General features: G+C 46.1%; 24 protein-coding genes and 3 pseudogenes. 20 read left to right on the top strand and 7 right to left on the bottom strand.

Annotated features, from left to right (window positions below; translation table 11 throughout):
• The first annotated feature begins 118 nt into the window (after window positions 1-118).
• The 4 genes from NYE62_RS18580 to NYE62_RS18565 all read left to right on the top strand — a co-directional run bounded on the left by NYE62_RS18580 (window position 119) and on the right by NYE62_RS18565 (window position 2,756).
• Window positions 119-472 carry a hypothetical protein gene (locus tag NYE62_RS18580; protein ID WP_040238779.1) on the top strand — a complete coding sequence of 118 codons (354 nt, stop codon included), beginning with the start codon at window positions 119-121 and terminating at the stop codon, window positions 470-472.
• A gap of 97 nt (window positions 473-569) precedes the next feature.
• Complete coding sequence (ssb, locus tag NYE62_RS18575) at window positions 570-911, top strand: single-stranded DNA-binding protein (protein ID WP_227578947.1); 342 nt, start codon at window positions 570-572, stop codon at window positions 909-911.
• Window positions 912-1,119: 208 nt separating this feature from the next.
• Window positions 1,120-1,902 (top strand): DeoR/GlpR family DNA-binding transcription regulator, encoded by a 783-nt coding sequence (locus NYE62_RS18570; RefSeq protein WP_039253550.1) that lies wholly within the window; start codon window positions 1,120-1,122, stop codon window positions 1,900-1,902.
• Complete coding sequence (locus NYE62_RS18565) at window positions 1,899-2,756, top strand: Cof-type HAD-IIB family hydrolase (protein ID WP_335389928.1); 858 nt, start codon at window positions 1,899-1,901, stop codon at window positions 2,754-2,756. The genes NYE62_RS18570 and NYE62_RS18565 overlap by 4 nt, the downstream gene beginning before the upstream one ends.
• Window positions 2,757-2,868: 112 nt before the next feature.
• On the opposite strand, the gene NYE62_RS18560 is transcribed toward NYE62_RS18565, so the two are convergent.
• Together NYE62_RS18560 and NYE62_RS18555 are read right to left on the bottom strand one after the other, a co-directional pair.
• Window positions 2,869-5,643, bottom strand: coding sequence for a DEAD/DEAH box helicase (locus NYE62_RS18560; protein WP_033574409.1), 2,775 nt, complete (start codon window positions 5,641-5,643; stop codon window positions 2,869-2,871).
• A complete protein-coding gene (locus tag NYE62_RS18555) occupies window positions 5,630-7,240 on the bottom strand; it encodes an SWIM zinc finger family protein (protein ID WP_227578948.1) in 1,611 nt (536 codons plus the stop codon). The genes NYE62_RS18560 and NYE62_RS18555 overlap by 14 nt, the downstream gene beginning before the upstream one ends.
• A 203-nt stretch (window positions 7,241-7,443) precedes the next feature.
• Here NYE62_RS18555 and NYE62_RS18550 point away from each other — a divergent pair, with 203 nt between their 5' ends.
• The 10 genes from NYE62_RS18550 to NYE62_RS18505 all read left to right on the top strand — a co-directional run bounded on the left by NYE62_RS18550 (window position 7,444) and on the right by NYE62_RS18505 (window position 15,673).
• Window positions 7,444-7,587, top strand: coding sequence for a hypothetical protein (locus NYE62_RS18550; RefSeq protein ID WP_003151259.1), 144 nt, complete (start codon window positions 7,444-7,446; stop codon window positions 7,585-7,587).
• A gap of 215 nt (window positions 7,588-7,802) precedes the next feature.
• The gene (locus NYE62_RS18545) at window positions 7,803-8,549 is read left to right on the top strand and encodes a Wzz/FepE/Etk N-terminal domain-containing protein (protein ID WP_015418390.1); all 747 of its coding nucleotides are present in this window, start codon (window positions 7,803-7,805) and stop codon (window positions 8,547-8,549) included.
• The gene (locus NYE62_RS18540) at window positions 8,536-9,225 is read left to right on the top strand and encodes a CpsD/CapB family tyrosine-protein kinase (RefSeq protein WP_015418389.1); all 690 of its coding nucleotides are present in this window, start codon (window positions 8,536-8,538) and stop codon (window positions 9,223-9,225) included. The genes NYE62_RS18545 and NYE62_RS18540 overlap by 14 nt, the downstream gene beginning before the upstream one ends.
• Window positions 9,226-9,270: 45 nt before the next feature.
• The gene (locus NYE62_RS18535) at window positions 9,271-10,035 is read left to right on the top strand and encodes a CpsB/CapC family capsule biosynthesis tyrosine phosphatase (protein WP_015418388.1); all 765 of its coding nucleotides are present in this window, start codon (window positions 9,271-9,273) and stop codon (window positions 10,033-10,035) included.
• 199 nt (window positions 10,036-10,234) lie between these two features.
• Window positions 10,235-11,560, top strand: coding sequence for a UDP-glucose/GDP-mannose dehydrogenase family protein (locus NYE62_RS18530; protein ID WP_144665071.1), 1,326 nt, complete (start codon window positions 10,235-10,237; stop codon window positions 11,558-11,560).
• A gap of 63 nt (window positions 11,561-11,623) precedes the next feature.
• Window positions 11,624-12,412 (top strand): YwqG family protein, encoded by a 789-nt coding sequence (locus NYE62_RS18525; RefSeq protein ID WP_061890865.1) that lies wholly within the window; start codon window positions 11,624-11,626, stop codon window positions 12,410-12,412.
• Window positions 12,413-12,692: 280 nt separating this feature from the next.
• Entirely contained in the window at window positions 12,693-13,127 is a 435-nt protein-coding gene (locus tag NYE62_RS18520) for a DUF5082 family protein (protein WP_039253558.1), read from the top strand.
• Window positions 13,127-13,387, top strand: coding sequence for a YwqI/YxiC family protein (locus NYE62_RS18515; protein ID WP_007407543.1), 261 nt, complete (start codon window positions 13,127-13,129; stop codon window positions 13,385-13,387). The genes NYE62_RS18520 and NYE62_RS18515 overlap by 1 nt, the downstream gene beginning before the upstream one ends.
• Before the next feature lie 19 nt (window positions 13,388-13,406).
• Entirely contained in the window at window positions 13,407-15,143 is a 1,737-nt protein-coding gene (locus NYE62_RS18510; protein ID WP_342497117.1) for a T7SS effector LXG polymorphic toxin, read from the top strand.
• Between the two features lie 20 nt (window positions 15,144-15,163).
• Window positions 15,164-15,673: a hypothetical protein gene (locus tag NYE62_RS18505; RefSeq protein WP_043020921.1), complete on the top strand. Its 510-nt coding sequence runs from the start codon at window positions 15,164-15,166 to the stop codon at window positions 15,671-15,673.
• A 63-nt stretch (window positions 15,674-15,736) separates the two neighbouring features.
• Here NYE62_RS18505 and NYE62_RS18500 read toward each other — a convergent pair.
• A pseudogene (locus tag NYE62_RS18500) lies at window positions 15,737-16,351 on the bottom strand (IS3 family transposase); the annotation flags it as partial.
• 45 nt (window positions 16,352-16,396) lie between these two features.
• Between NYE62_RS18500 and NYE62_RS18495 the strand changes: the two are divergent.
• The 5 genes and pseudogenes from NYE62_RS18495 (at window position 16,397) to NYE62_RS18475 (ending at window position 19,514) form a co-directional block, all read left to right on the top strand.
• Window positions 16,397-16,948 (top strand): annotated as a pseudogene (locus tag NYE62_RS18495) (polymorphic toxin type 15 domain-containing protein).
• An 18-nt stretch (window positions 16,949-16,966) separates the two neighbouring features.
• Window positions 16,967-17,509, top strand: coding sequence for a T6SS immunity protein Tdi1 domain-containing protein (locus NYE62_RS18490; RefSeq protein ID WP_144665005.1), 543 nt, complete (start codon window positions 16,967-16,969; stop codon window positions 17,507-17,509).
• A gap of 118 nt (window positions 17,510-17,627) precedes the next feature.
• On the top strand, window positions 17,628-18,065 hold the full coding sequence (locus NYE62_RS18485) for an SMI1/KNR4 family protein (protein WP_342497116.1): 438 nt from the start codon (window positions 17,628-17,630) through the stop codon (window positions 18,063-18,065).
• 191 nt (window positions 18,066-18,256) lie between these two features.
• Window positions 18,257-18,757, top strand: a complete 501-nt coding sequence (locus NYE62_RS18480) for a hypothetical protein (protein ID WP_012118621.1) — start codon at window positions 18,257-18,259, stop codon at window positions 18,755-18,757.
• A 40-nt stretch (window positions 18,758-18,797) separates the two neighbouring features.
• Window positions 18,798-19,514, top strand: a complete 717-nt coding sequence (locus NYE62_RS18475) for an endonuclease V (protein WP_342497115.1) — start codon at window positions 18,798-18,800, stop codon at window positions 19,512-19,514.
• 157 nt (window positions 19,515-19,671) lie between these two features.
• Here NYE62_RS18475 and chrA read toward each other — a convergent pair whose 3' ends face one another.
• The 3 genes from chrA to NYE62_RS18460 are packed head-to-tail and all read right to left on the bottom strand — an operon-like array spanning window position 19,672 to window position 21,285.
• Window positions 19,672-20,208, bottom strand: coding sequence for a chromate resistance efflux protein ChrA (gene chrA / locus NYE62_RS18470; protein ID WP_015418373.1), 537 nt, complete (start codon window positions 20,206-20,208; stop codon window positions 19,672-19,674).
• Window positions 20,205-20,795: a chromate efflux transporter subunit ChrB gene (chrB, locus tag NYE62_RS18465; RefSeq protein WP_040238790.1), complete on the bottom strand. Its 591-nt coding sequence runs from the start codon at window positions 20,793-20,795 to the stop codon at window positions 20,205-20,207. Before chrB ends, chrA begins: the two co-directional genes overlap by 4 nt.
• A gap of 13 nt (window positions 20,796-20,808) precedes the next feature.
• The gene (locus NYE62_RS18460) at window positions 20,809-21,285 is read right to left on the bottom strand and encodes an Lrp/AsnC family transcriptional regulator (RefSeq protein ID WP_007407537.1); all 477 of its coding nucleotides are present in this window, start codon (window positions 21,283-21,285) and stop codon (window positions 20,809-20,811) included.
• Window positions 21,286-21,492: 207 nt separating this feature from the next.
• Between NYE62_RS18460 and ggt the strand changes: the two genes are divergently transcribed.
• Window positions 21,493-23,070 (top strand): gamma-glutamyltransferase, encoded by a 1,578-nt coding sequence (gene ggt, locus NYE62_RS18455; protein ID WP_251257234.1) that lies wholly within the window; start codon window positions 21,493-21,495, stop codon window positions 23,068-23,070.
• Window positions 23,071-23,077: 7 nt separating this feature from the next.
• Here ggt and NYE62_RS18450 read toward each other — a convergent pair.
• Window positions 23,078-23,379: pseudogene (locus tag NYE62_RS18450) on the bottom strand (hypothetical protein).
• Window positions 23,380-23,457: the final 78 nt, after the last annotated feature.

The following is a 23,457-nucleotide window of genomic DNA, read 5'->3' as shown; positions in this document are numbered from 1 at the left end:
TCATTTTTCCCGGGAAAATGCTGTAAGACATGCTTCATCATTTTTGTAGGCGGTCAACATTTAATCATTTCTATTTTTTCATTATAATGTAAAAGAATATGGTCATGGAGAGATGCTTATGAATCAATTGCGCCTGAAGGAAATCTATATAGAAGACGGTTCAAGGCGAAAAGACGATCATTCCTACTTGGTATGCAAAAAGGAAGATTGTGAGGTGCATATTAACAGAAGGGGAAATGTCGTCTTTTTATATGAAACAAAAGACCGCATGGAACAGTATAAAATTCAGCTTTCACTGACTGATAAAAAGCTGAGTTTTTACTGGTTCGCATGGGATGGCGGAAAGTTTGTCCGCATGTTTGAGAAAGACTGGCTCAAAACGAAACTTTTCTCGCGGCTGCTCAAAAATACATATTACATAAGCGGTCAAAAACAAAAGTTTTTTTTATCAGAAAGAAAAACGAAAACATAAGAGCAGCCTGAACGAATAACGGCTTTATCCGCTTTTTGCTTTCACGAGCCCTTGTACTACAATGAAGCCAGCCTCGAAAAAGAGAGGAGGATACGGTTTGTTTAACCACGTTGTGCTTGTCGGCCGGCTGACGAAAGACCCGGAGCTCCGTTTTACAGCAGCGGGCATTCCCGTCGCACATATTACGTTGGCGGTAAACCGCAATTTTAAAAGCGCGTCGGGTGAAACCGGAACCGACTTCGTCAACTGCACCATCTGGAGAAAAAACGCTGAAAACACGGCATTGTACTGCCAAAAAGGGTCAATGGTCGGTGTAAGCGGCAGAATCCAGACGAGAAGCTATGAAAAGACAGCCGGCGTAAAAGTTTATGTGACCGAGGTCATGGCTGATACCGTTCGGTTTATGGATCAAAAACAGAAAGAGCCGCTGGCTGAATAGCATTCTTTTTTCCTCGATTTCCCGCCTTTCAGCGGGCCCCGCAATACCTCCTTCCCACTCGCCAGTCGAAAGACTGGTTTTTTTGTGCGGGAGCTAAAAAATGGTTAAAAAGAAGTGATTTCGCTTATGAATACTTAAAAACATTGAATATATTGGGATAAAAACTTATAATTACTTACAGATAAGTGACGAAAAAGGGAATGAGGACGTGTATCAAGAAGAAAGACTGATTGCGATAATGGAATATTTGAAACAGCATCGGCGGATCACCGCTGATCAGATATGTTCGCTGCTTCATATTTCAAGAGATACCGCAAGAAGGGACCTTGTAAAGCTGAAAGAGCGCGGGGCCATTATCAGAACACGGGGCGGCGCGATTCTGCCGTCGGTGAATCAGGAAGTTCCGGGCTATTCGGGCCGGCTGAAAACCGTTTCTGAAGAGAAAAACAAAATCGGCAAGCTGGCCGCATCCCTGATTCATAAAGGAGACCGGATCATCCTGGACACTTCGACAACCGTGCAGGCCTGCGCGGAGCATTTAAATGTCACCGGCTGCACTGTTATTACAAATTCGATCAATCAGGCCGATATCCTTTCCGCAAAAGAGGGAATTGATATTCACCTGCTCGGCGGAAAGCTCCAGAAGGAACACCGGTTTTTATACGGGGCTTCCGTCGTAGAAAAACTGGGGGATTATCACGCCGATAAGGTGCTGATCGGCGTTGTCGGCATCTCGGAAAACGGCCTGACGATTCCGCATGAAGAAGACGGCATGGTAAAGCGTAAAATGATCCGACAGGCGGAACAGGTGATTGCGCTGAGCGATCACTCCAAGCTTGGCCGTACGAGTTTTTATCAGTATGCAGCTCTGCATGAGATTGACCTGCTGATTACCAATCGGCTGCCTGATCAGGATTTTTGCGATCTGCTCGACCGGCACGGCGTAGAATTGCTTGTAACTGAATCTGAAGAAGAGGATGAGGACATGTGAAACTGATTGCCATAGATCTGGACGGCACACTGCTGAACAGCAGTCATCAAGTAAGCGATGAAAATGAGCGGGCTTTAAGGGAAGCCCGGCAAGCGGGAATTGAAATCGTGGTTTCCACGGGACGCGCGCATTTTGATGTGCACTCCATATTCGAACCGCTCGGCATAAAAACATGGATTATCAGCGCAAACGGAGCCGCCATTCATGCTCCTGACGGCAGCCTGTACCACTGTGATGCGATTGAAGAAACAAGAGCCCGCGGCATTTTGTCATGGCTTGAAGAGAATCAATATTACTATGAGGTGTTTACAAACAAAGCCATCTATACGCCTGAAACCGGCAGGCAGCTGCTCGATATCGAAATTGACCGGGTGAAAAGCGCCAATCCGGAAACCGATCTTTCCGTTTTGGAACAGGCGGCTTCAGTGCAATACAGCCAATCCGGCTTTGCTTACATTCATTCATACCGTGAGCTCTTTGAGAAAGAAGAGCATCTGGATTTTTATAATATTCTCGGATTTTCGTTTGATGAGCGGAAGCTGAAAGCGGGCTGGGACCGATTCAGCGGTCAGAAAGATCTCACCCTTGTCAGCTCTGCCGATCACAACTTCGAACTGGCGTCTCGAAACGCCTCCAAAGGGCAGGCGCTCAAACGGCTGGCGCAAAAGCTCGGCATTCCGATGGCTGAGACCGCCGCGGTCGGTGACAGCTTAAATGACTATTCAATGCTTCAGGCGGCCGGAAAAGGCATAGCGATGGGGAATGCGAGAGAAGATATTAAAGAGATCGCTGATGCCGTTACATTGACAAATGATCAAAACGGCGTTGCGCATATGATCAGGAATTTACTGTGAAAGGTATGGCGATACTGTTCATGACTGGCGTGACGCATTCATGGCAAATGCGGCGTAACAGTAAGGACGACATAAAAGACCGGCTCTTCTGAGAGAGCCGGCCTTTTTGCGTTTAATGTGATTGCGCCGATGCGCTGAGGGTGAATAGTTCTTCAAGCTCAGCGGATGACAGCTCGGTAATCCAATTTTCACTTTGGATAATCTGATCGTTCAGCGTTTGTTTCGTTTCAAGCATGGCATCAATTTTTTCTTCAATCGTTCCCGTCGTAATGAGTTTGTGAACATGGACGAACCGTTCCTGGCCGATTCGGTAGGCGCGGTCGGTCGCCTGGTTTTCCACCGCCGGATTCCACCATCTGTCATAGTGAATGACATGATTGGCAGCCGTCAGGTTCAGGCCGGTTCCGCCCGCTTTCAGTGACAAAATCAGCGTCGGGTATTCTTTCTTCTGGAACCGTTCGACGAGAGAATCGCGTTCCTGCTTGGATAGGCTTCCGTTTAAAAACTGAACCGGTTCTCCGAATGCTTTTTCCAGGAGGCGCTTCATCATGTTGCCCATCTGAATGTATTGGGTGAAAATGAGGCAGCTTTCCCCTTGTCCGCGGATCACCGCCATTAAATCAAGCAGCTTTTCCAGTTTGACGGATCTCCCGTTTAACAGCTCTGTCTGTTCTTCCTTCAAATAGAGCGCAGGATGGTCGCATATTTGCTTCAAGCGGCCGAGCATGCTCAGAATCAGCGCTTTCCGCTGCATCCCGGTCAGAGAAGCCATATGTTCAAATGTATCTTTGACAAGCTGTTCATAAAGGGATGCCTGTTCGGCTGAGAGCGGGATAAACTCTTTTTGTTCCAGCTTGTCAGGAAGATTAAGCGCCACTTCTTCATCCCGTTTTGTCCGGCGCAGTAAAAACGGCCGGATTAACTGCTGAAGCTGGTTGATTCTTTTTTCGTCACGGTCTTTTTCAATCGGCAGCACATAGCGTTTATGAAAGCCGGTCAGACTGCCGAGATAGCCTTTGTTCATAAAATCAAAGATCGACCAAAGCTCTGTCAGGCGGTTTTCCATCGGTGTTCCGCTCAGCGCGATATGATGGACGCCTTTCAGCTTTCTGATCGCGCGGGACTGCTTCGTATGCGCGTTTTTAATATTTTGCGCTTCATCAAGGCAGATGGTGCTCCATGTCACGGAAGAAAGCTCTTCCTGATCGGCGTGCGACAGGCCGTAAGAAGTAAGAACGACGTCCGCGTCCTGATAGGCCGGGACAAATGCTTCCCCCTTCGGCCGGCGGGGACCGTAATGAAGCACGGCCTTCAGCTGCGGCGCGAAGGTCTGGAGCTCACGCTGCCAGTTGCCGAGCACCGATGTCGGCGCAATGATTAAGGCAGGCGCTTTTTGCCGGCCGCTTTCCTTCACATGGAGAAAATAAGCGATCATCTGAATCGTCTTTCCCAGTCCCATGTCATCTGCGAGACAGGCGCCGAAGCCGTTTTCCCGTAAAAACAGAAGCCAGTTCATGCCGTACATCTGATAAGGGCGGAGCTGGCCCTGAAACGCGGCGCTGACTTCATGTTCCGGCAGATCCCGGGCTTCCGTCAGTTTGCGGATCAGGCTTCTGAGCTGCTTTGATAATTCGATCTTGATCCCGGCAAATGCCGATGAGTCAATGATGTCCGTGTCCTCGGCTCCGTTTTCCCCGTGATCCATCAGTTCGCGCGCCAGCACGTCGGACATGTGAAGGCCCTCAGATTCCGCTTTTTCCATCAGTTTTTTCATCTGTTTAATAAATTGCGGATCAATTTTCACCCATTGGCCGCGGATGTTGACGAGACGTCTGTTGTTTGCGACAAGCTCATTGAATTCATCCTCTGTCAGCTCAATACCGTTTGTGGCGAATCTCCAGTTGAAATCAAGCAGAGCGTTCATGCCGACGAAAGACTCGCCCCGCGGCGAGGATGACACTTTCGCCTTGAGCATCATATTGCTGTCCCGGACAATCTGCCACCATGATGGGAGAAGAATCTCCACACCCATATCGACAAGCGTCTCACTCGCTTCCGATAAGAAGATCCAAGCCTCTTCTTCAGAAATCAGCGTCGTTCCTGAATCAAACGAAAGCCAGGGAACCGTTCTGCGGAAGCGGTCCTGTTCGCGCGCGATTTTTCCGCTGTATGCCTGCCACGCTTTTTTCAGTCCCTTCAGTCCGTCAAAAAAGGTGATGGAGCCGGTTTTTTTCTCACGTAAAAACATTTCGATTTTCCAGTCGTCACCGTCGAAATCAGGCTCGTTTAATCGGAGCCCGACGGTAAACGGCGTCAGATCGTCATGCCAGCCGATTCCCTCGAGAAAATCATCTTCATCCAAAAAGGAGCCTTTAAACGTATGAACGGCCGGCGAGCGGGTTTCGATCTGCCGCCATTTTTCCAGCAGGTCATCATTGTACTGAATGTAGTCCTGGACCGCGGCTGAGAACCAGTCTGCCGTAAAGCCTTCCAGCAAAAGCTCGCGGTCTTTGAAGCGCAGGACGCCATTTTGCCAAGCCTCATAATCCGGAAGAAAATCGCCGTCGGCAATAAATTCGTATATCGTCGAAGCCGCTTCGATTAACGGTTCCGTTTCCTTTGTCAGCTGCACGGTGCTGAATGAATTGAACGAGTTTTTTCCGAGCAGCTCGACGGTCATCCACGGGCTGAGCAGAACGGCCGGGGTGCCGATGAAGCTGACGTCTTCAAGAAACGTTCCGTAAAAGGTGGACTCATGCCATTGGAACAAATGAGTCTTCATCTGACTGAGAGTAAGCGGCTGCTCCTTCTCATCATGGCTTGACAGCGTAAATGTCCAATCTTCCATTTGTTCTACATGAATGAAAATTTCCTTAAGACTCGCCATCAATCAACTTTCCTTTCTGCAATTCTTCTTGAAGGGCGCGCAGCCTCTTGTAGCTTGCGCTCAGCCGGCTGATATACCGCTCCCATACCTGCTGTTTTTTTGCCTTTTTATAAAGCGTCCGCAGTTTTTTCAGATGGCGCGCAGCCTCTTTATAGGCGCTGCGGTTTTTTTGGTCGATAAAAAAGGCCGCCGCCCGGTGATAGGAGGGGATGAGCGCTTCCGGATCACTGGCGGCAATTTCCTTCAGGATGTCCTTTTCGATTTCCCAGACGGAAAAACCGACGAGGCTGTGAATCTCCACCCACTCCGCGTACCGTCGCTTTTCATACAGGTACTGGCTGTATTCGCTAAAGGTATAGGGAAGGCAGCCGGAAGCAAACCGTTCAAACAGCTGATCATCCCGTGAGTGCCGCGCATAATCCGCCAATAGCGCAAACAGCTCTCCGATAATGTCGCGCATTTCTTTAAACGGCTTATCAAGCTTCGTATAGTTCACGGCAAGCGGCTCGATCCGGCCATACCATGCTTTCAGCCGTTTCCAGTCTTTTTTCGCGGTGAGTTCACCGAGCCATTGAAAGGTATACGGCAGCGCTTCAGGAGGGAAGCGGGACATATCTTGGAAGACCGCTTCATCATCTTTTTGCAAAAAGGCCAGATGAAGCCGTCCGAACCGCACTTCCGGCGAAAAACGGCGCCCGCTTTCCTGTGCGAGAATCTCCTGTTCACGCGCAACCCATTTCGGCCGGTTCAAAAGCGCGCTCCACATTTCACCGAATACCCGGAGGCGTTCGTATTGAAAAAGCTCTTCTTTCACAAGCAGTCTGCGAAGCACCGGGGGCGTCCGGTCTAAAAAGGGATCGAGTGAAAAAGACAAAGCGTACGTTTTCAGTCTGTCAATGGAGGAATAAATCGTATCCATCAGCTGTTCCACGTATGGATTGATGCTGTAATAATCTTTTTCGGCATCCAATCTGCCTGACTCAATCAAAGTGAACATGTGAAGCCAGACGGCAAGCGCCGAATGAATCTGATATAAGCTTTTAAGCTCGGGTTTTTTCGGGGCGTGTTTTTTGAGCGCTGACAGATAGCCGTAATAAAGGCCCTGCATCGTCTGGCTTCCGGCCGGCGTCCGCGCCTCCCACAGCGAGAATTCCGAATCAAAAAAAGCGAGCCAGCTTGACAGCGACTCTTCATTCGGCAGCACTTTTTCCTGAAACTGCCGGCGGACAAGCTCCCTGCTTTCCTCAAGCTTTTCTCTTTCCAGCCAATGTTCGGTAAAGGTACCGACCCGCTCGAATTGGGCATATACGTAAAGAAAAACGGCCAGCACGTGGCGGCAGATCGCCTCAGACGGGCATGCGCAGCCGCTTTTCACCATGAAAAATAAGTTCAGCGTGACCCTTACAGGCACAACATCCTGCACATATGCGGAAATCTCTGTCGGGGTTTGAACCTGTATACGATAGACGGAATCCTGCCGATATAAAATGAGTGCTTTCTTCATCAGCTGAACATTGTCTTCATTGTAAGGAAGAAGTTCTTTAAGCTGTTCAGCCGCTGCGAGCACATCTTCTTTAACAATCATATCCTGAAGCATGATTATCGCTCCTAACGAGTCACAAAATAAAAAGATTCCAATTCCTCTATTATATCGCAACACATGGCCCGGAAAAAGTTTTTCCTAAAAAAGGACATAAAAACCCGAATGTGTCGAATGATGTATTAGAGATTGCAAAACAGCACCCGACAGCATATAATAATCTTGTTTTCAATTTAATGGAAGCCGAAAGGAAACGAATGATGAAGAAAACGAAGTTAGATCAAGAGGAGTTTCTGAAGATTTTAATGCATGCGCACGACATTGGTGAGCAGTCCTCTGAGATGACCACAAAAGAAATGCTTGAGAATTTGATTTCTTATATTAAAAATGGATATGCAACATAAAATCCCGCAGGCTCTTGGCCGCGGGATTTTTTAATCTTCCTGTGACACCAGTATTTAAAGCGCTTACAAAAATAAAACAGATTGAAGTGATTGTCTATTTTTGTCGAATTTTGTCATTTGAAAAGGTTAGAAATGACAGTTTAAAGCTGTATAATCGTAATTGGAAAAGATCATTGGAGGGAATGGGAATACGCGGAAAGTGATATGGAGGTTATATGGGAGAATCGACAAGCATAAAGGAAATATTCGCAATACTGAGAAAGCGTCTGCTGTTTATACTTATTATTACCGCGGCGGCAACTGCCGCAGGCGGACTCATCAGTTTCTTCGCTCTTACGCCGGTCTATGAAAACTCAACTCAAATTTTGGTCAGCCAATCCAAAAACAATCAAAAAGAAGTCCAATTCAATGATGTTCAAACCAACCTCCAATTAATCAACACGTATAATGTCATCATCAAAAGTCCGGTCATCCTCGATGAGGTGATTAAACAGCTGCATCTGTCCATGACTTCGAAAGAGCTGGAATCGAAAATCACGGTGTCCAGCGAGCAGGATTCACAAGTCGTGACGATTGCCGTGCGGGATACGGATGCTAAGCGGGCGGCCGTTATGGCAAATGCGGTTGCAGCCGTTTTTCAGGACAAGATCACCGCCATTATGAACGTGGATAATGTCAGCATCCTTTCAAAGGCCGAAGCGGCGGACAGCCAGTCACCGGCAGAGCCTAACCGTAAGCTGAACATCGCGATTGCGTTTGCCGCCGGACTTTTGGGCGGAATCGGTCTCGCCTTTTTGCTGGAACATCTGGATAATACGATCAAATCGGAAGAACAGCTGGAATCGCTGCTCGGTATCCCGATCCTGGGAACGGTTACTTCAATCAGTACTAAAGACAGCGTTGCCAAAAACTTGAGGATGGCGGAAACCAAACAAGCGGGGGGCGGACATGTTGACGCGTAAAAAAGACAAACCCGGAAAACGAAGCGTGATTGCGATGTCTGAGCCGAAATCCATCAACTCAGAACAATATCGCACGATCCGCACAAACATTGAATTTTCTTCCGTTGATACGGAGGTGAAGTCCCTTTTGATCACATCCGCCGGTCCGGAAGAAGGAAAATCGACAACCGCGGCCAACCTTGCCGTCGTATTTGCACAGCAGGGGAAAAAAGTGCTTTTAATTGATGCGGATCTGCGCAAACCGACGGTTCATTTCACCTTCAAATTGGATAACGGAACCGGATTAACGTCGCTGCTGTTAAAACAGATGCCGTTTCAGAAAGCCGTCCTGCCGGCTGATGAAGCAAACCTGGATATTTTAACGAGCGGGCCGATCCCGCCGAATCCGGCGGAGCTTTTATCGACGGGTGCCATGAAAGATCTTCTGTCAGAAGCCGGCGCAGTTTATGATAAGGTGATTTTGGATACGCCTCCCGTTTTGGCCGTAGCCGATACGAAAATATTAGGCAGCTACACTGACGGGGCCATTATGGTGATCTCAAGCGGGAAAACGGACAAGGAAAAAGCGGCCAAGGCAAAAGAAGCGCTCGATTACTGCCCGTGCAAGCTCCTTGGGGCCGTGATGAACGGGAAGAAACAAACGAAACATTCGGACTACGCCTATTACGGACAATAATGTCATAATGGGCGCGGTCCATTCTTTTTAAGGAGGGATTGAAATATGATAGATATCCATTGTCACATCCTTCCTTCCATAGACGACGGCGCGGCGGATGATACAGAAAGCCTGAAGATGGCGAGAGAAGCGGTCAGACAGGGGATTGATACGATCATCGCGACGCCGCATCATGTGAAATACCGCTATGACACGGACCGGCATACGGTCAACGAAGCGGTCAGCCTGTTAAACAAACGTTTGAACAAGGAAGGCATTCCGCTGACTGTTCTGCCCGGCCAGGAAATCAGAATAGACGGAGATCTGCTGGCAGGTCTTCAAAGCGGCTCGCTTGTCCCGCTCCATAATACAAAGTATGTGCTGGCGGAATTTCCGGCGGATCATGTCCCGGCCTACGCTGAAAGGCTGTTTTATGAACTGCAGCTGAACGGATATGTCCCCGTCATCGCCCATCCGGAGCGGAACAGGGAAATTCGCGAAAACCCTTCCGTTCTATACAATCTTGTGAAGAAAGGCGCGGCCGCCCAAGTGACGGCCGGCTGCATTGCCGGAGCATTCGGGCGGAAAGCGAAATCCTTTTCGCTGCAGCTGATGGAAGCGAATTTGATTCACTTTCTCGCATCTGACGCCCATAATCTCGGCCCGAGAAATTTTTATTATCAGGAGGCGCTCGGCGTTCTGAAAAAAGAAGCAGGGGCGGAGCTGATTTACATGCTCACGGAAAATGCGGCGCTTCTCGCTGAAAACAAAGCCGTTTATAAGGAACCTCCGCTGCCTGTGGCCCGCCGTAAGCGCTGGGGTCTTTTTTAATCGTCGTCTCCATCCCGTTTAAATGAAGCGTAAGCGGCTGTTTTGCAAGATGATTCTTTTATGCTTATGCTATTATCAGCGGCCGGCGCCGTTTTTTCCTATCATGACCTCAGGCTTCCGGCATTCAGCCGGCGCCGGGATCATATGATAATAACGGTAAGCTGCCCAGCAGCAATTTCTAAACGGTTGGGGGAACACGATGAAAATAACAGTGATCGGAACAGGCTACGTCGGTCTTGTGACAGGAGTGTCTCTTTCAGAAATCGGCCATGACGTAACATGCATAGATATTGACGAACGTAAGGTTGAGCAGATGAGAAAGGGCTTGTCCCCTATCTTTGAACCGGGTCTTGAAGATATGATGAAACGAAATATCGGCCGGCATCGACTGGCATTCGAAACGAGCTACGAAAAAGGGCTTGCGGAAGCGAAGGTTATTTTTATAGCGGTCGGAACGCCGCAAAAAGAAGACGGGCACGCAAACCTTACTTATATTGAAAATGTCGCCGAACGGATTGCCGAACATATCTGTAAAGATGCGATCGTCGTGACAAAAAGCACGGTTCCCGTGGGAACGAATGACAGGATCAGCGAAGTTATTCATTCACGGCTGAAAGCGGACGTGAACATTTCAATCGCCTCGAATCCGGAATTTCTCCGTGAAGGTTCGGCGATTCACGATACCTTTCACGGCGACCGCATCGTGATCGGGGCTGAAGACCGGCAGACGCGGGAAACGCTTGACCGGGTTTTCGCGCCGCTTGCGATTCCGGTATATCATACGGACATCAGAAGCGCTGAGATGATCAAATATGCGTCAAACGCATTTTTAGCGGCAAAAATCAGTTTTATTAATGAAATTTCTCATATATGTGAAAAAGTCGGTGCGGATGTGGAATCAGTCGCACACGGAATGGGATTGGATAAACGGATCGGCAATCAATTCTTAAGAGCCGGCATCGGTTACGGCGGTTCCTGTTTTCCGAAGGATACAAACGCCCTCGTGCAGATCGCGGGACATGTGGAGCATGATTTTGAATTGCTGAAGTCCGTCATTAAAGTCAACAATAACCAGCAGTCCATGCTGGTTGATAAAGTGCTGAACAGGCTCGGTGGTGTGACGGGGAAGACCATCGCGTTATTAGGGCTGTCTTTTAAGCCGAATACAGATGATATGCGGGATGCCCCGTCCATTGTCATTGCGGATCGTCTGGCGGCTCTTGACGCCCGGATGACAGCGTACGATCCGATCGCTTCATTCCGGGCTTCCGGGCTGCTTCCGGCTGAAGTTTCCTATCGGGAGTCCATAGAAGAAGCCGTCAGGGGAGCGGATGCCGTCCTGATTCTGACAGATTGGGAACAAATTAAACACTTCCCGCTTGAAGCGTACAAAGAGCTGATGGAAACCCCGGTTATTTTCGACGGGAGAAACTGCCACTCGCTTGAGGAAGCGGAACAGGCGGGCGTGGAATATATCTCAATCGGAAGAAGAGCCGTCGTGCCTCAGACTGATTCTGTCACTTGAAAGGCCGGCGGACCGCGCCGGCCTTTTATCATACAATCATTAGAGACGAAGGGGATATTAATCGTGGAAAAAACATGGAAACTGCCGAAGCAAATGGAATCATCCCGCGATCTGCTGGAAACGTCAGCACGGCCTTTTATCAAACTGCACGTCAAAAAAGCTGAAACGGGACGGTATGACAGTAAAATTGCAGGAGACCCCTATTTTCCGAAACATGAACCATATCCTAAAGATGAAAGCGGCAGGCCGATGAAGCTTCTCGCTCAAATCAATTTTGCGGATATGCCCGGACTCCCTGATTTTCCGGACACCGGCATTCTTCAGTTTTACATATCGGTCAGTGATGACGTATACGGTCTGAATTTTGACGACGGGTGCGTGCAAACGGGTTTCTGCGTCAAATATTTTGAACATGTGACAGCAGAAGAAGCGGAGCTCATGGATGATTTTTCTTTCGTTCAGGTTGAAGAGGAGTACGATTTTCCGATTCAATCAGAAGCGCTGATCACCCCTGAGCTATCTGCTGAATGGGTGCTCCCGTCTGATTTTCAATTCAGGCAGTATGCCGGGATGGATGCCTTTGACTATTTCGAGCAGTTTGACGATGAGGTGTATGACGAATATACGGCGAACGCATTCGGCCATAAAATCGGCGGCTATGCGTCCTTCACCCAGGAAGATCCGCGGTCTTACTCCCATCAAAACCATACGATTCTGCTTTTGCAAATTGATTCAGATGATGACATTGATTCGATGTGGGGAGATGTGGGAATCGCCAATTTCTTTATCAGACCGGAAGATTTGAAGAAAAAAGATTTCTCAAACGTTTTGTACAACTGGGACTGCAGTTAACGACAGTATGATGATCATGATACAAGGCAAAGGAGACGGTTAATCACTGTCTCCTTTTTTTTAGGGAATTTATCATGGATACATAGAGGAGATCGATGAATGGATATGCCGTTTATGTGAGTCTTTTGGCGTTAATGATGAGCATCTCGGCTGTTGAAAATAAGCCATTTAACCTATTTAAGCTGCTTTCTGTCTATTTTAAAATATAATATATGGAAATATAGTATGGAAAAGTCTGTGCTTTTTGTACGACTTTTTGCGTAAGACGAGGTGAAAACAGATGAGCCATTCAAGCACATTAAGCCATATTAACAGCACGATCAGCCATAAACTGGGCGAGGTTGAACACCAAATTGATAAATTAAAAGAAGCGAAAAGAGAGATAGAATCTCTGCAGGAAGAGGGCGTATCTGAAATCAGGGACATCCTCAGGCCGCACCTGGACCATCATTGGACCGGCACTTTTTCTGAAGAATTTGATGACCGGCGCGATCAGGCCCATACAGAAGCATACAGAATCGTCACAGACAAATACGACGGTTATATTTACCGAATCGGCTTAAAGATGACACAGCTTGAAATTGAAAAAGGAGGGCTCCTTGCCGCCAGAAGCATTGCGAGAGAGGCAGAGCACCTGCTGACGCTGGGAGAAGAAGCCCTTGACACGGTCGGAGAAAAAATACAATCAATCAAAAGAAGCTGGAGTTGGTTTTAATGGCAGAAATAAAACTCAAATACGGAACCGTCATGAAGCAGCTTGAATCCGTCAGCAGCGCTTTGGAGGCCGTCTCGATCGGGAACGCCGGTTCAAACGGAAAAAACAAGCTCGACTATACCTCCAAGTACCAATCCCGCGAGGCAAAGCTTGTATCGATGATCAGCGAATACAAGCAGGCCGTTCATAAGAATATCGCGGACGTTAAAGACAACGTAGATTCTTTGAAAGAACAGGACGAGGCGATCGCCGTAAAATAACGAAAGAAAGGACTTGCCGATGAGCAAAGTGTTTGAATCACAATCGTTAACGGACGAAGCAGATAAGAGAAAGAAACAATACGAAGCCCTTGAAGAGCAGCTGCGTGCGCTCAAACAAGCCTTTCAAGGCATGGCTGATCTGGGTGATGCTTTGAAAGGGAAAGGCGCAGACAATATAAAAGATTTTTTTCAGGGACAAGCGGAAATCGCCGACAGCTGGCTGACGCTTGTCTCTGCTCAAATTGCGTTTTTAAATGGCATTTCAGGTGACATTAAAGATCAAGAACTCAGCGATACATACGTGGAGACTTCATTTTTGGAGCATGAGCTGCCCAACGCGGATTTGAAAGCTTCAGAGATTGTCTCCGCTCATAAAGCAGAAATCGATTCAATTTTGTCAGGCATCAGCGATATTATTCATCTCGACACATATACGCTGGATGATTACGCTGACAAAATGGGCGATGCCCAGAAAACCAGACGTGACACGATCACGGCAGTCGATACGCTTGATGAATCCTTGACTGCTGAATATCAAAACTTAGAATCTCTGGACAACGCCGTGCTCAGCAAATATTCTGTTCTCATGCAGGCCACCAGCAACGGGAAAAGCGCATCCCCTATGTACTATGACAAAAAAGCCTTCCACAGCAATGAAATCTACAAAAGCGTCACGGCGACAGAAAAACAGGGAACGGACTATATTGACGCAAAAGCCCAGCAGGCCGAAGCAAGACGGCTTCAGGAAAAGGCTGAAGAAGAAGCCAATAAACCATGGTACGAAAAAACATGGGACGGCATCTGCAACTTTACCGGCGAAGTCACCGGCTATTATGATTATAAAAGAGCAGCCGAAGGCGTTGATCCGGTGACCGGAGAAAAGCTCTCCACCGCAGAACGCGTCACAGCAGGAGCGATGGCCGCCGCCGGATTCATACCGGTCGTCGGCTGGGCGGGCCGCGCTTTCAAAGGCGGAAAAGCCATTTACAAAACCGGAAAAACCGTCATTGCCGCAGAACATGCTTTAGATGCCTATAAAACCGGAAAATCCTTAGACATTCTCAAAATGACAGAAATGGGCGCATACGGCCTTGTCGCCTCAAACGGATTCTCAGAAGCCGTCACAGGCAGAGATATGTTCGGAAACAAAGTGTCCGAGGAGAAGCGGAAGCAAGGGGCACTGGAAGCTGCGCTGAGTTTGGTTGGAGCCGGTGCATTGGCGAAGCATGTAAACAAAGGCATACCGCTTGCAAAATCGCCACAAACAGCAAAGGTTGAAAAAGGAAAAAAGATTCTAGACCAAGTAAAAGAATTCAAAGTACCGACGAATGTGAAAATTCGTGTCCACAAGACTGTCACAGCGGATGGCGCAACTTTCCCAATCATTCATGCTGATGTGAAAACGACTGCTGTGAAAGATCTTGGGGTTGTGAAGATGGCGGGTGGTGGTGGCGGGAATAGTAAGAAACTTTTCGGTCAAAATGGAACTCAAATTGCAAGTAAGACAACATGGCAAAATGGGAAGACAGAAAGAATAGACATTGAAAACCCAAATCCAGGGCAAAGAGAAGGTCAAATTCACTATCACGAGCCAAATAATAAAAAATGGTATTTCGATGTAGAAACAAAAAAGTTTTATGACCAAAAAACAGGTGAAGATGCACCTAGCAAAATTCAAAAAGTACTTAAAGACAAGAGTGTTCAGAAAGCTATAAATAAGGGATTGAAATTTTTAGGTGAGGATCCTGTATTTTAGTATAGGAGTGAAGATTATATATGGAATATACAAATAAAAATATGAAAAGACTAAAAGAACGACTTGAAGATCGGAGTAATGCAAATAAAGTTGACCTATCTAAATTAAAGGATATTATTTCACCTAATATAGTTAAAGTAGACGATTGCTATATTCTAGATCTAGAGTATGAGTTAACTGATAATACAACGATAAATTGGAATAGAATTTTGAAAATGTACGGGGATAAAACGGGGTATGAAGCATCGTGTAATGAGCTCCGCATAAACGATTATTTAGACAACAGTGATTTGTCTGATGAAGAGATTTCACTATATGCGTTTCAGGTAGTAGACGGTTGGGAACAACATTTAAAAGAAAAATTTCCTGAGCATAAATTTGTTGTGATTATAAGTATTGATGAAGGTTTTGCGACACTTAGATTTCATAAATATAGAGAAGAGGAAAGCGGTTGGCTAAAGGCCGACATTGAAGAGTACGGAAACGAAGCTATCCTAGTAAAAGAAATTAACTTTAGTAATAAAATTTAACTAAAAAAGCAGGTAGTTATATTGGGACTGACCCCTGTTTTTGAGACAGGGATCAAAACACCTTCATACAGCCAATTGCCGATATTGTATCGGCGATTGGCTGTTTAGTTTCGTTTGAATACGAATATTGTTATAATAATGAATGTATTCTATGGCAGTGCGTTCTACGATGGCGGTCGTAGTTCGATCAATGCTGTTAAGATAGAACGTTTCAGACTTTAGTGAGGAATGAAACGATTCGATGGAGGCATTATCAGCGGGCGTCCCTTTGCGGGACATGCTCATGGTAATGCCTTTTGTTTTAACAGCTTTTTGATACTCATAAGATGTATAAACAGAACCTTGGTCACTATGTAACAGGCAGTTCTCTGGCAGTGCGGGCAGCTGATCAAGTGTGTGTAAGACAAAGTCTGTGTCCTGTCTATCGCCAATCGTCAAAGCAATCACTTCTCCATTGTATAAATCCAATATACTGGAAAGGTACAATTGTTTCTGCCCATAAGGCAAATATGTGATATCCGTTACTAGCTTTTCCAGAGGACGATCATACTGAAAGTTTCGATCTAATATATTCTCGGCCACGGCATATGGCTGCCCATTCTTCTTGCGCTTTTTCACCTTAACCCGGCATTGCCACTGATTCTTCTAAATAATGCGCTGAACCGTTTTATGATTCATGCTGATGTGAAAACGACTGCTGTGAAAGATCTTGGGATTGTGAAGATGGCGGGTAGTGGAAAAGGCACCAAGGGTACGGGTAATGTAAGGCATTTAGATGATGTACCTAGAATAAGTGAAATTGAAGTTAACTTTAAGAGAAATATAAAACATGATCCTGAAGAATTTGCAAGACAACTATAAAATCAAGAAAAAGGAATGAACGAATTAACAGTTAACGAATATTTGAAAAATAGAGAAAGATATATTGCTAAAGGTAGAGCGATAGAAGGAAATGCTGCTCAAAAAATGGCTAGACAAGAAGCGCTTAAAGATAAAATTGCTGAACTACGAAAGCAAGGACTCTCAAGAGCTGATGCGACTAAACAAGCTTCAGATTGGATGGACACACAAGCAGCGCTTCACAATCCAGATCAAATAGCTGGAGGAAGGGCAGACAGTATTGGTGGTTTAGGGGATAAAAGAGTTAATTCCTCCTTAGGATCACAATGGAAATATAGAATTGATATTGTTGATGAGCAAATTAGGAAAACGGCAGAGAATATGTCACCTGCAGAAATAAAGAATACTTATTTGAATGTAAAGTTGACCCAATAACAAAAGGGGGCATTTTAATTGGATACCTTTGAGAACTATATTAAATACGATACAGTTGATGAAAGAATTACTTTGAGATATAAAGACAAACTTCCTGCAGAACTGATAGAAGTATGGGATAAATATGGTTTGGGAACATTATTAAACGGTTTTTTAAAAGTTATTAACCCAGACGAGTATTTAGATATCATAGAAAGATGTTATATGAGGTACGAGCAAGCGATTCCTATTTTCACCACCTCAATGGGTGATATTATAGTATGGGAAAAAGATAAATACGTTAATTTATTAAATTTTAGAAAAGGGCATGTTCATGTTGTTTCATCTGGATTTGATTTCTTTTTTGATGATTTAAAAGATAATGATTTTATGAATGATGAATTAATGTGGGAACCTTATCCTGAAGCTAGTAGAATATACGGTAAACCTGATTATGACGAATGTTTCGGATACACTCCTTTACTAGGTTCAGGTGGATCTGAAAAAGTAGAGAATCTAGAAAAGGTAAAATTAAGAGAACATATTCTTATTATTACTGAATTTATGGGGCCAATTGAATAGGATTGGTGTTAAGACAAGCACTTGATTTGCACTTAAGGCATCAAGTGCTTCTTTGTATGTAACAGGAATAGCTGAACGAAAAATGAATGTTTGCTTTCCAAGGAGGTAAAAATAGTTCATGGCTGAATTTGAATTTATAAATCATTTAGAAAATAAAACATATAAGGTACCTGAAGAGGATATATTAAAAGCTGAACAAAGAATGAACGTAGATATTCCAAATGATTTAAAACAATTATATTTAGAAGTCGGTTATGGTTTTATTAAAGGTGAAAGTGATAATGCAATTAATAGGATATTGGGGCCAGGGGCAGTAGCCGACATTAGACTAAGAGAAGGAATTTTTGAGTTTGACCCAGATTTAGATGAACTTTATGATGATGAAAATAAACTTATTTTTTTTGAAGTAAACGAGGGTGTTTATATTTCTATAGATTTACAATTGGGAAATAATCCAATATTTTATTTTGACACTCAAATAGCTGAGTCGTTAGAGGATTTTTTTAAAAAGTTCCTCAATGATAACGAATATTATATTGATTTAATTGAGGATTAGACTTAAAAATGGGATAGTTAGAAGAATTAATTGATCTTGATTGACTAGTGAAGCCTTTCAAGGTTTTTTCATAGGTGAATTGTTGTTTTCTGTTTTGTAAATTCTGAATAACTTATTTGGCTTTAGGCTGCGTTCCGGTTACCGGAGAGTTGGTAACCCTACGGTTGTACTTAGGAAAGGTGTATAAAGTAATGAAATACGGACATTATCATAATCAGGTAAAAGAAGTTATTGATTTTTCCAAAACCTTTAAAGCAGTTGCATCACATGATATCTCTTATTTTACTAAAATTATTAATGATGAAGAAAAAGCTAAGTACTATGCTTACGAAGATGTAATTGGTGAAGATGAATATGCGTGGAAAGATATAAAAGAAAACGAGATGAGTGAGGTATGGGGAAAATTTTATGAATTAAACGATGATCAAAAACCACAAAACCTAGACATGCTTCTGAAAATTTTTTCGGAAAATGTCAGAAGTGCTACGACTGAATTTAATACTTTTCTTGAAGAGATCGTAGCAGATCTAAATAATTGTGCAATAAATAGAGCAGTAAACGGGAAAACAGACAATTTTTTTGAAAAACTTTTCAAAATTTATAAAGCGGGCTATTTTCCATGTGGCTGGGATGGAGATTATCCTTATGGAAGTTTTATTGCGTTGTATATCGAAATGAAGAATTTGAACTGAAAAGACGATTTTAGAAATGAAAATGAGGAAAACCAATGAAATGAAAATACATCAAATTCACGATTTTGATCTAAATGATGAATCGGATTTTATTCAAACACAACAATCCCTAATACATAAAATCAACCTATCCCCCGCCATCCATCCAGACTCCGTCAACACCTGCGCAGGCGTCGACCTCGCTTATTGGGATCAGGACGGGGAACCGTACGGCGTATGCAGTATCATCGTGATTGACGCTGATACAAAAGAAGTGATTGAAAAAGTGCACAGCATGGGGAAAATCAGCGTGCCGTATGTTTCCGGTTTTCTTGCGTTTCGCGAGCTGCCGCTGATCATCGAAGCGGCCGAAAAGCTGGAGGCGGAGCCGGATGTGTTTTTGTTTGATGGCAACGGGTATCTGCATTACAATCATATGGGCGTTGCCACCCATGCGGCTTTTTTTCTGGGTAAGCCGACGATTGGGATTGCGAAAACCTATCTCAAAATCAAAGGCTGCGATTTTGAGATGCCCGAAAATGAAGTCGGCGCCTACACCGATATTCTCATTGACGGCGAGGTATATGGCCGGGCGCTGCGGACACGGCGGGACGTGAAGCCTATCTTCTTGTCTTGCGGACATAACATTGATTTAGAAAGCAGCTATCAGATCACAATGAAAATGATCAATCGAGAAAGCAGGCTGCCGATCCCTGTCCGTCTGGCTGACCTTGAAACGCATGTTTTGCGAACGTTTTATCGGAAAAATCACGTGTAACACTTGCAGTCCGGGAGGCTGCAAATGTTTTTTATTGATCAGGCCATCTGGGAGGATGACAGGAACCACATGTAAGAAGCATAGACGAAGAAACAGTTATCTATATCGAACAACATATCGGGACTGAAACAAAAAGCACCTGTCCAGGTGCTTTTCTTTATAAATGAGGAACCACAAGACCTCCATACAAAAACGCCGCGATAATCAGGAAGGCCGGATGCATCTTAAATTTTGTCAAGGCAAGGAGGGAAATCCCCGCAATCACTATCGCTTGAACCCAGCCGATCGCTTTGATGCCGTCTGCGCCGATTTGCCAGGTAAGAATGAGCATCATGACGGCGATGACAGGCTGGACGGACAGCGTCATACCTTTGATGACGGGAGATTGGCGGAAGCGCTGAATGATGCGCAAGAGGACGATCAATGCGAGCGCCGACGGTACGACGGTGGCGATCAGCGCAATCAGGAAGCCGGGCCATCCGCCTGCGCTGTAGCCGACATACGCGGCGATTTTGGTGGCGATCGGGCCCGGCAATGCGTTCGCAAGCGCGAGCATATTTGAGAATTGATCGTTTGAGAGCCAGCTGTATCTGTTGACGACTTCTTCAAACATCAGCGGGATCGACGCCGGTCCGCCTCCATATCCGAGTACGTTTGCGACAAAAAACGCCATAAATACATAAATCATGATCATGAGGCCGACATTCCTTTATCTTTTGAACGTTTATTTGTGATTTTGTCTTTCAATTTAAAATGAAACGCGCCGTATGCTAAGAAAATGATAATGACAAAGCCGGGATTGATCTGTAACGTTTGCAGGCCGATAAAAGCGATGATAAAAAACAGGATGCCCGTGACCCAGCCGAAACCTTTAAGCGCTTTTTGGCCAAACTCGTACGCCATAATGCCGAGCATGACAGCGATAACCGGCGTGACGGCGCCAATCATGCCGGCAACAATTGCTGAGTGGCTTAAGACATTGACAGCCGCAAACAAGCCCGCCATAGCGAGACATGTAGGCAGAATATGTGCGAGGGTTGCCACGATTGCGCCTAACGTGCCTTTCAGCTTAAAGCCCAGATACGCAGCCATTTTTGTGGCAATCGGTCCGGGAAGCGCATTAGCGATCGCTAATATTTCTCCGAATTCATCATCATCTATCCATTTGTATTTATTGACGGCTTCATGGCGGATGAGCGGGATCACCGACGGGCCGCCTCCGAATCCGAGAATGCCCGTTCGGACCATCGCCGCCGTAATGTCCCAATAGGGATGTTTCATGGCTATGTCCTCCTTACAGCTTCATGCCCGTTCTGCTTTTATACCGTTTAATCAGCATTTGGCAGTCGACGCTGACGACGCCTTTTTGCGTATAGAGCCGTTTTGTCAAAAACTCTTCCATCTCCTGATCATTTGCGAAAATGCCGTGCATATGCAGCTTGCTCGGTCCGGTCATATGATAAAGGCTTGTCACGGCCGGCTCCTTTTCAAGCTTTAATGCGGTTTCCTCCAAATACTGCGGCTCCACCTCCACATTAAAAAACACGGACACATGGCGGCCGATTTTCGCCGGGTTGATGACAGCGGTGAATTTTTCAATCACACCGGCATCCAGTAAATGCTGAATGCGGTGCTGAACCGCCACTCGCGACAGGTTAACCCGCTTTCCTACGTCTGTATAGGAAATCCTCCCTTCCTCGTGCAAAATCGAAAGAATCTGTTTATCCGTTTCATCAAGGACAAGATTCGGAATGCTGTATTCATGTTCCAACCCGCTTCACCTTCCTTCATTTGGTAGACATTATTGTATCATGAAACATTACGGTATGAAGGGAGAAATTTTTTGTTGTTTTCGATACGTAATAAATTAAAATTATTTCTTATCGAAAAGTAAATAGTGTGTGAGATTTTCTTTCAGGAAGGTGGATGGCCGCGAAACCGCTTTTTATACTTGAGAAAATTTGTAAAGGGGCTTGCCATGAATACTTCAACCATCGGAACGAAACAAATGGTCGTCAGTCCGCATTATCTCGCTTCTCAGGCGGGGGCCGGCATTCTGGAAAAGGGCGGAAACGCGTTTGACGCAGCAGTGGCGGTCAGCGCCTGTCTGGCAGTCGTGTATCCGCATATGACGGGTCTTGGCGGGGATTCATTTTGGCTCACTTACCATAAAGAAACAGGACGAATCAAAGCTTATAACGGGAGCGGCCGTTCAGGGAAGCATGTGACGAGAGACTTGTATCGGGGCAGAGAAGCGATCCCTCTGCGCGGGACAGAAAGCGCCATTACCGTTCCGGGAATGGCGGACAGCTGGGATGCCGTGCTTTCGGCGTACGGGCGTCTTTCGCTCGCTGAGGTGCTGAAGCCAGCTCTTGATTATGCGGCAAACGGATTTCCGGTGTCCGCCGACCAATGCGCCCACACAGAACGTAATCTCGCTCTTTTAGCCTCGACGCCTTACACCTCGTCCATTTTTACGAGAAACAAATTAGCGCCCATGCCCGGTGAACGGTTTGTCCAAAAGGATCTGGCGGCCAGCTTGGAGCAGCTTGCCCAGAAAGGCAGAAGCGCTTTTTATGAAGGAGACCTCGCTCAACGCATCACATCCTTTCTGCAAAACAACGGCAGCCGTCTGACACTTGATGACTTTAAAGCCCACCGCGGCGAGTGGACGAACCCGGTATCCTCCGATTACCGCGGGTGCAAAATCTATCAGGCTCCGCCGAATTCACAGGGTTTTACAGGCTTAATGACGCTCAATATATTGGAAAACTATGATTTTTCTCAGATCGAACACGGTTCCTTTGACTATTATCATCTGCTGATCGAGGCGCTGAAGAAGAGTTTTCAGCACCGGAATGAAGTGCTGACTGATCCGGCATTTTCTCATATTCCGCTGGATCGGCTGCTTGATAAACGGTATGCAAAGCAGCTCGCGGAAGAAATCGGTAACGTGGCTGCGCCGGCGGTAAGCCGGCCGGTCGGAAGCGACACAGCTTATGCCGCCGTCGCCGATGCGGAAGGAAATGCCGTTTCCTTTATTCAGAGCCTCTATTTCGAGTTCGGATCTGCCGTTACAGCGGGGGAGACGGGCATTCTGCTGCAAAACCGCGGGTCATTTTTTTCGCTGGACGAATCCCATGTCAATACACTTGAACCCGGCAAGCGGACGTTCCACACCCTCATGCCGGCGATGGCCTGTAAAGAAGGAAAGCCGCACATCCTGTACGGAACCCAGGGAGGAGAAGGCCAGCCGCAAACTCAGACAGCGATGATTACGCGCATCATTGATTACAAAATGGACCCCCAGCAGGCGATCAATGAGCCGCGCTGGGTCTGGGGACGGACATGGGGAGAGGAGTATGAAGGGCTGAGGGTTGAAAGCAGAATCAGCCCTGAAACGAGAGAAGCTCTAAGGCAGAGCGGCCACCGCGTCGAGACCGTTGGTGATACTGACGGGCTAATGGGTCATGCGGCAGCGATCGTCATTGATGAAGAAGGCTTTCTCCAAGGCGGGGCCGACCCGCGCGGCGACGGAGCGGCCGCAGGAGTATAGAGCTACGCTAACTGATGAAAAAAATAAGCACGCCAAGCGCGGCAGAAAGACCCGCGTAAAACGAATCGTACACATATTGCTTTTCCTCCCGCCGGTGCCGCCATTCCATTAAGCCGCTGCAGAAAAATAGCATGAAAACAACTCCCGCAAATCCGTACATTTCATTGAAAAAAGTCACCGCTGCGATGCCCGTAATAAGCAGTGTGATTTCGATTAATCGATATTGAGAACTTTGACGGCAAATACTTGAAACATAAGGCTGAGCAAAATAAATACGGCTGAAAAAACCAGTAACTGAATGAAATCCATCGTCTGCCTCCTAAAAATGTGTCACTCGTTTCATACGGGTGAGGGCCTTGTAAGTTTCGGCATTCTATAAGACATTAG

Source organism: Bacillus sp. FSL K6-2861 (genome assembly GCF_038630725.1).
GTDB lineage: Bacteria > Bacillota > Bacilli > Bacillales > Bacillaceae > Bacillus > Bacillus velezensis.
This window is presented reverse-complemented; position numbering and strand designations above follow the sequence as displayed.

What these genes read in the sequence shown, in the direction of transcription:
- NYE62_RS18530 (WP_144665071.1), top strand. Translation starts at nt 10,235, where the DNA reads ATGAAAATAACAGTGATCGGAACAGGCTACGTCGGTCTTGTGACAGGA.
- NYE62_RS18535 (WP_015418388.1), top strand. Translation starts at nt 9,271, where the DNA reads ATGATAGATATCCATTGTCACATCCTTCCTTCCATAGACGACGGCGCG.
- chrB (WP_040238790.1), bottom strand. Translation starts at nt 20,795, where the DNA reads ATGAAACATCCCTATTGGGACATTACGGCGGCGATGGTCCGAACGGGC.
- NYE62_RS18540 (WP_015418389.1), top strand. Translation starts at nt 8,536, where the DNA reads ATGTTGACGCGTAAAAAAGACAAACCCGGAAAACGAAGCGTGATTGCG.
- NYE62_RS18580 (WP_040238779.1), top strand. Translation starts at nt 119, where the DNA reads ATGAATCAATTGCGCCTGAAGGAAATCTATATAGAAGACGGTTCAAGG.
- NYE62_RS18480 (WP_012118621.1), top strand. Translation starts at nt 18,257, where the DNA reads ATGAAATACGGACATTATCATAATCAGGTAAAAGAAGTTATTGATTTT.
- NYE62_RS18550 (WP_003151259.1), top strand. Translation starts at nt 7,444, where the DNA reads ATGAAGAAAACGAAGTTAGATCAAGAGGAGTTTCTGAAGATTTTAATG.
- NYE62_RS18475 (WP_342497115.1), top strand. Translation starts at nt 18,798, where the DNA reads ATGAAAATACATCAAATTCACGATTTTGATCTAAATGATGAATCGGAT.
- NYE62_RS18485 (WP_342497116.1), top strand. Translation starts at nt 17,628, where the DNA reads ATGGCTGAATTTGAATTTATAAATCATTTAGAAAATAAAACATATAAG.
- NYE62_RS18555 (WP_227578948.1), bottom strand. Translation starts at nt 7,240, where the DNA reads ATGCTTCAGGATATGATTGTTAAAGAAGATGTGCTCGCAGCGGCTGAA.
- NYE62_RS18560 (WP_033574409.1), bottom strand. Translation starts at nt 5,643, where the DNA reads ATGGCGAGTCTTAAGGAAATTTTCATTCATGTAGAACAAATGGAAGAT.
- chrA (WP_015418373.1), bottom strand. Translation starts at nt 20,208, where the DNA reads ATGATCATGATTTATGTATTTATGGCGTTTTTTGTCGCAAACGTACTC.
- NYE62_RS18505 (WP_043020921.1), top strand. Translation starts at nt 15,164, where the DNA reads ATGGAATATACAAATAAAAATATGAAAAGACTAAAAGAACGACTTGAA.
- ggt (WP_251257234.1), top strand. Translation starts at nt 21,493, where the DNA reads ATGAATACTTCAACCATCGGAACGAAACAAATGGTCGTCAGTCCGCAT.
- NYE62_RS18520 (WP_039253558.1), top strand. Translation starts at nt 12,693, where the DNA reads ATGAGCCATTCAAGCACATTAAGCCATATTAACAGCACGATCAGCCAT.
- NYE62_RS18515 (WP_007407543.1), top strand. Translation starts at nt 13,127, where the DNA reads ATGGCAGAAATAAAACTCAAATACGGAACCGTCATGAAGCAGCTTGAA.
- NYE62_RS18510 (WP_342497117.1), top strand. Translation starts at nt 13,407, where the DNA reads ATGAGCAAAGTGTTTGAATCACAATCGTTAACGGACGAAGCAGATAAG.
- NYE62_RS18545 (WP_015418390.1), top strand. Translation starts at nt 7,803, where the DNA reads ATGGGAGAATCGACAAGCATAAAGGAAATATTCGCAATACTGAGAAAG.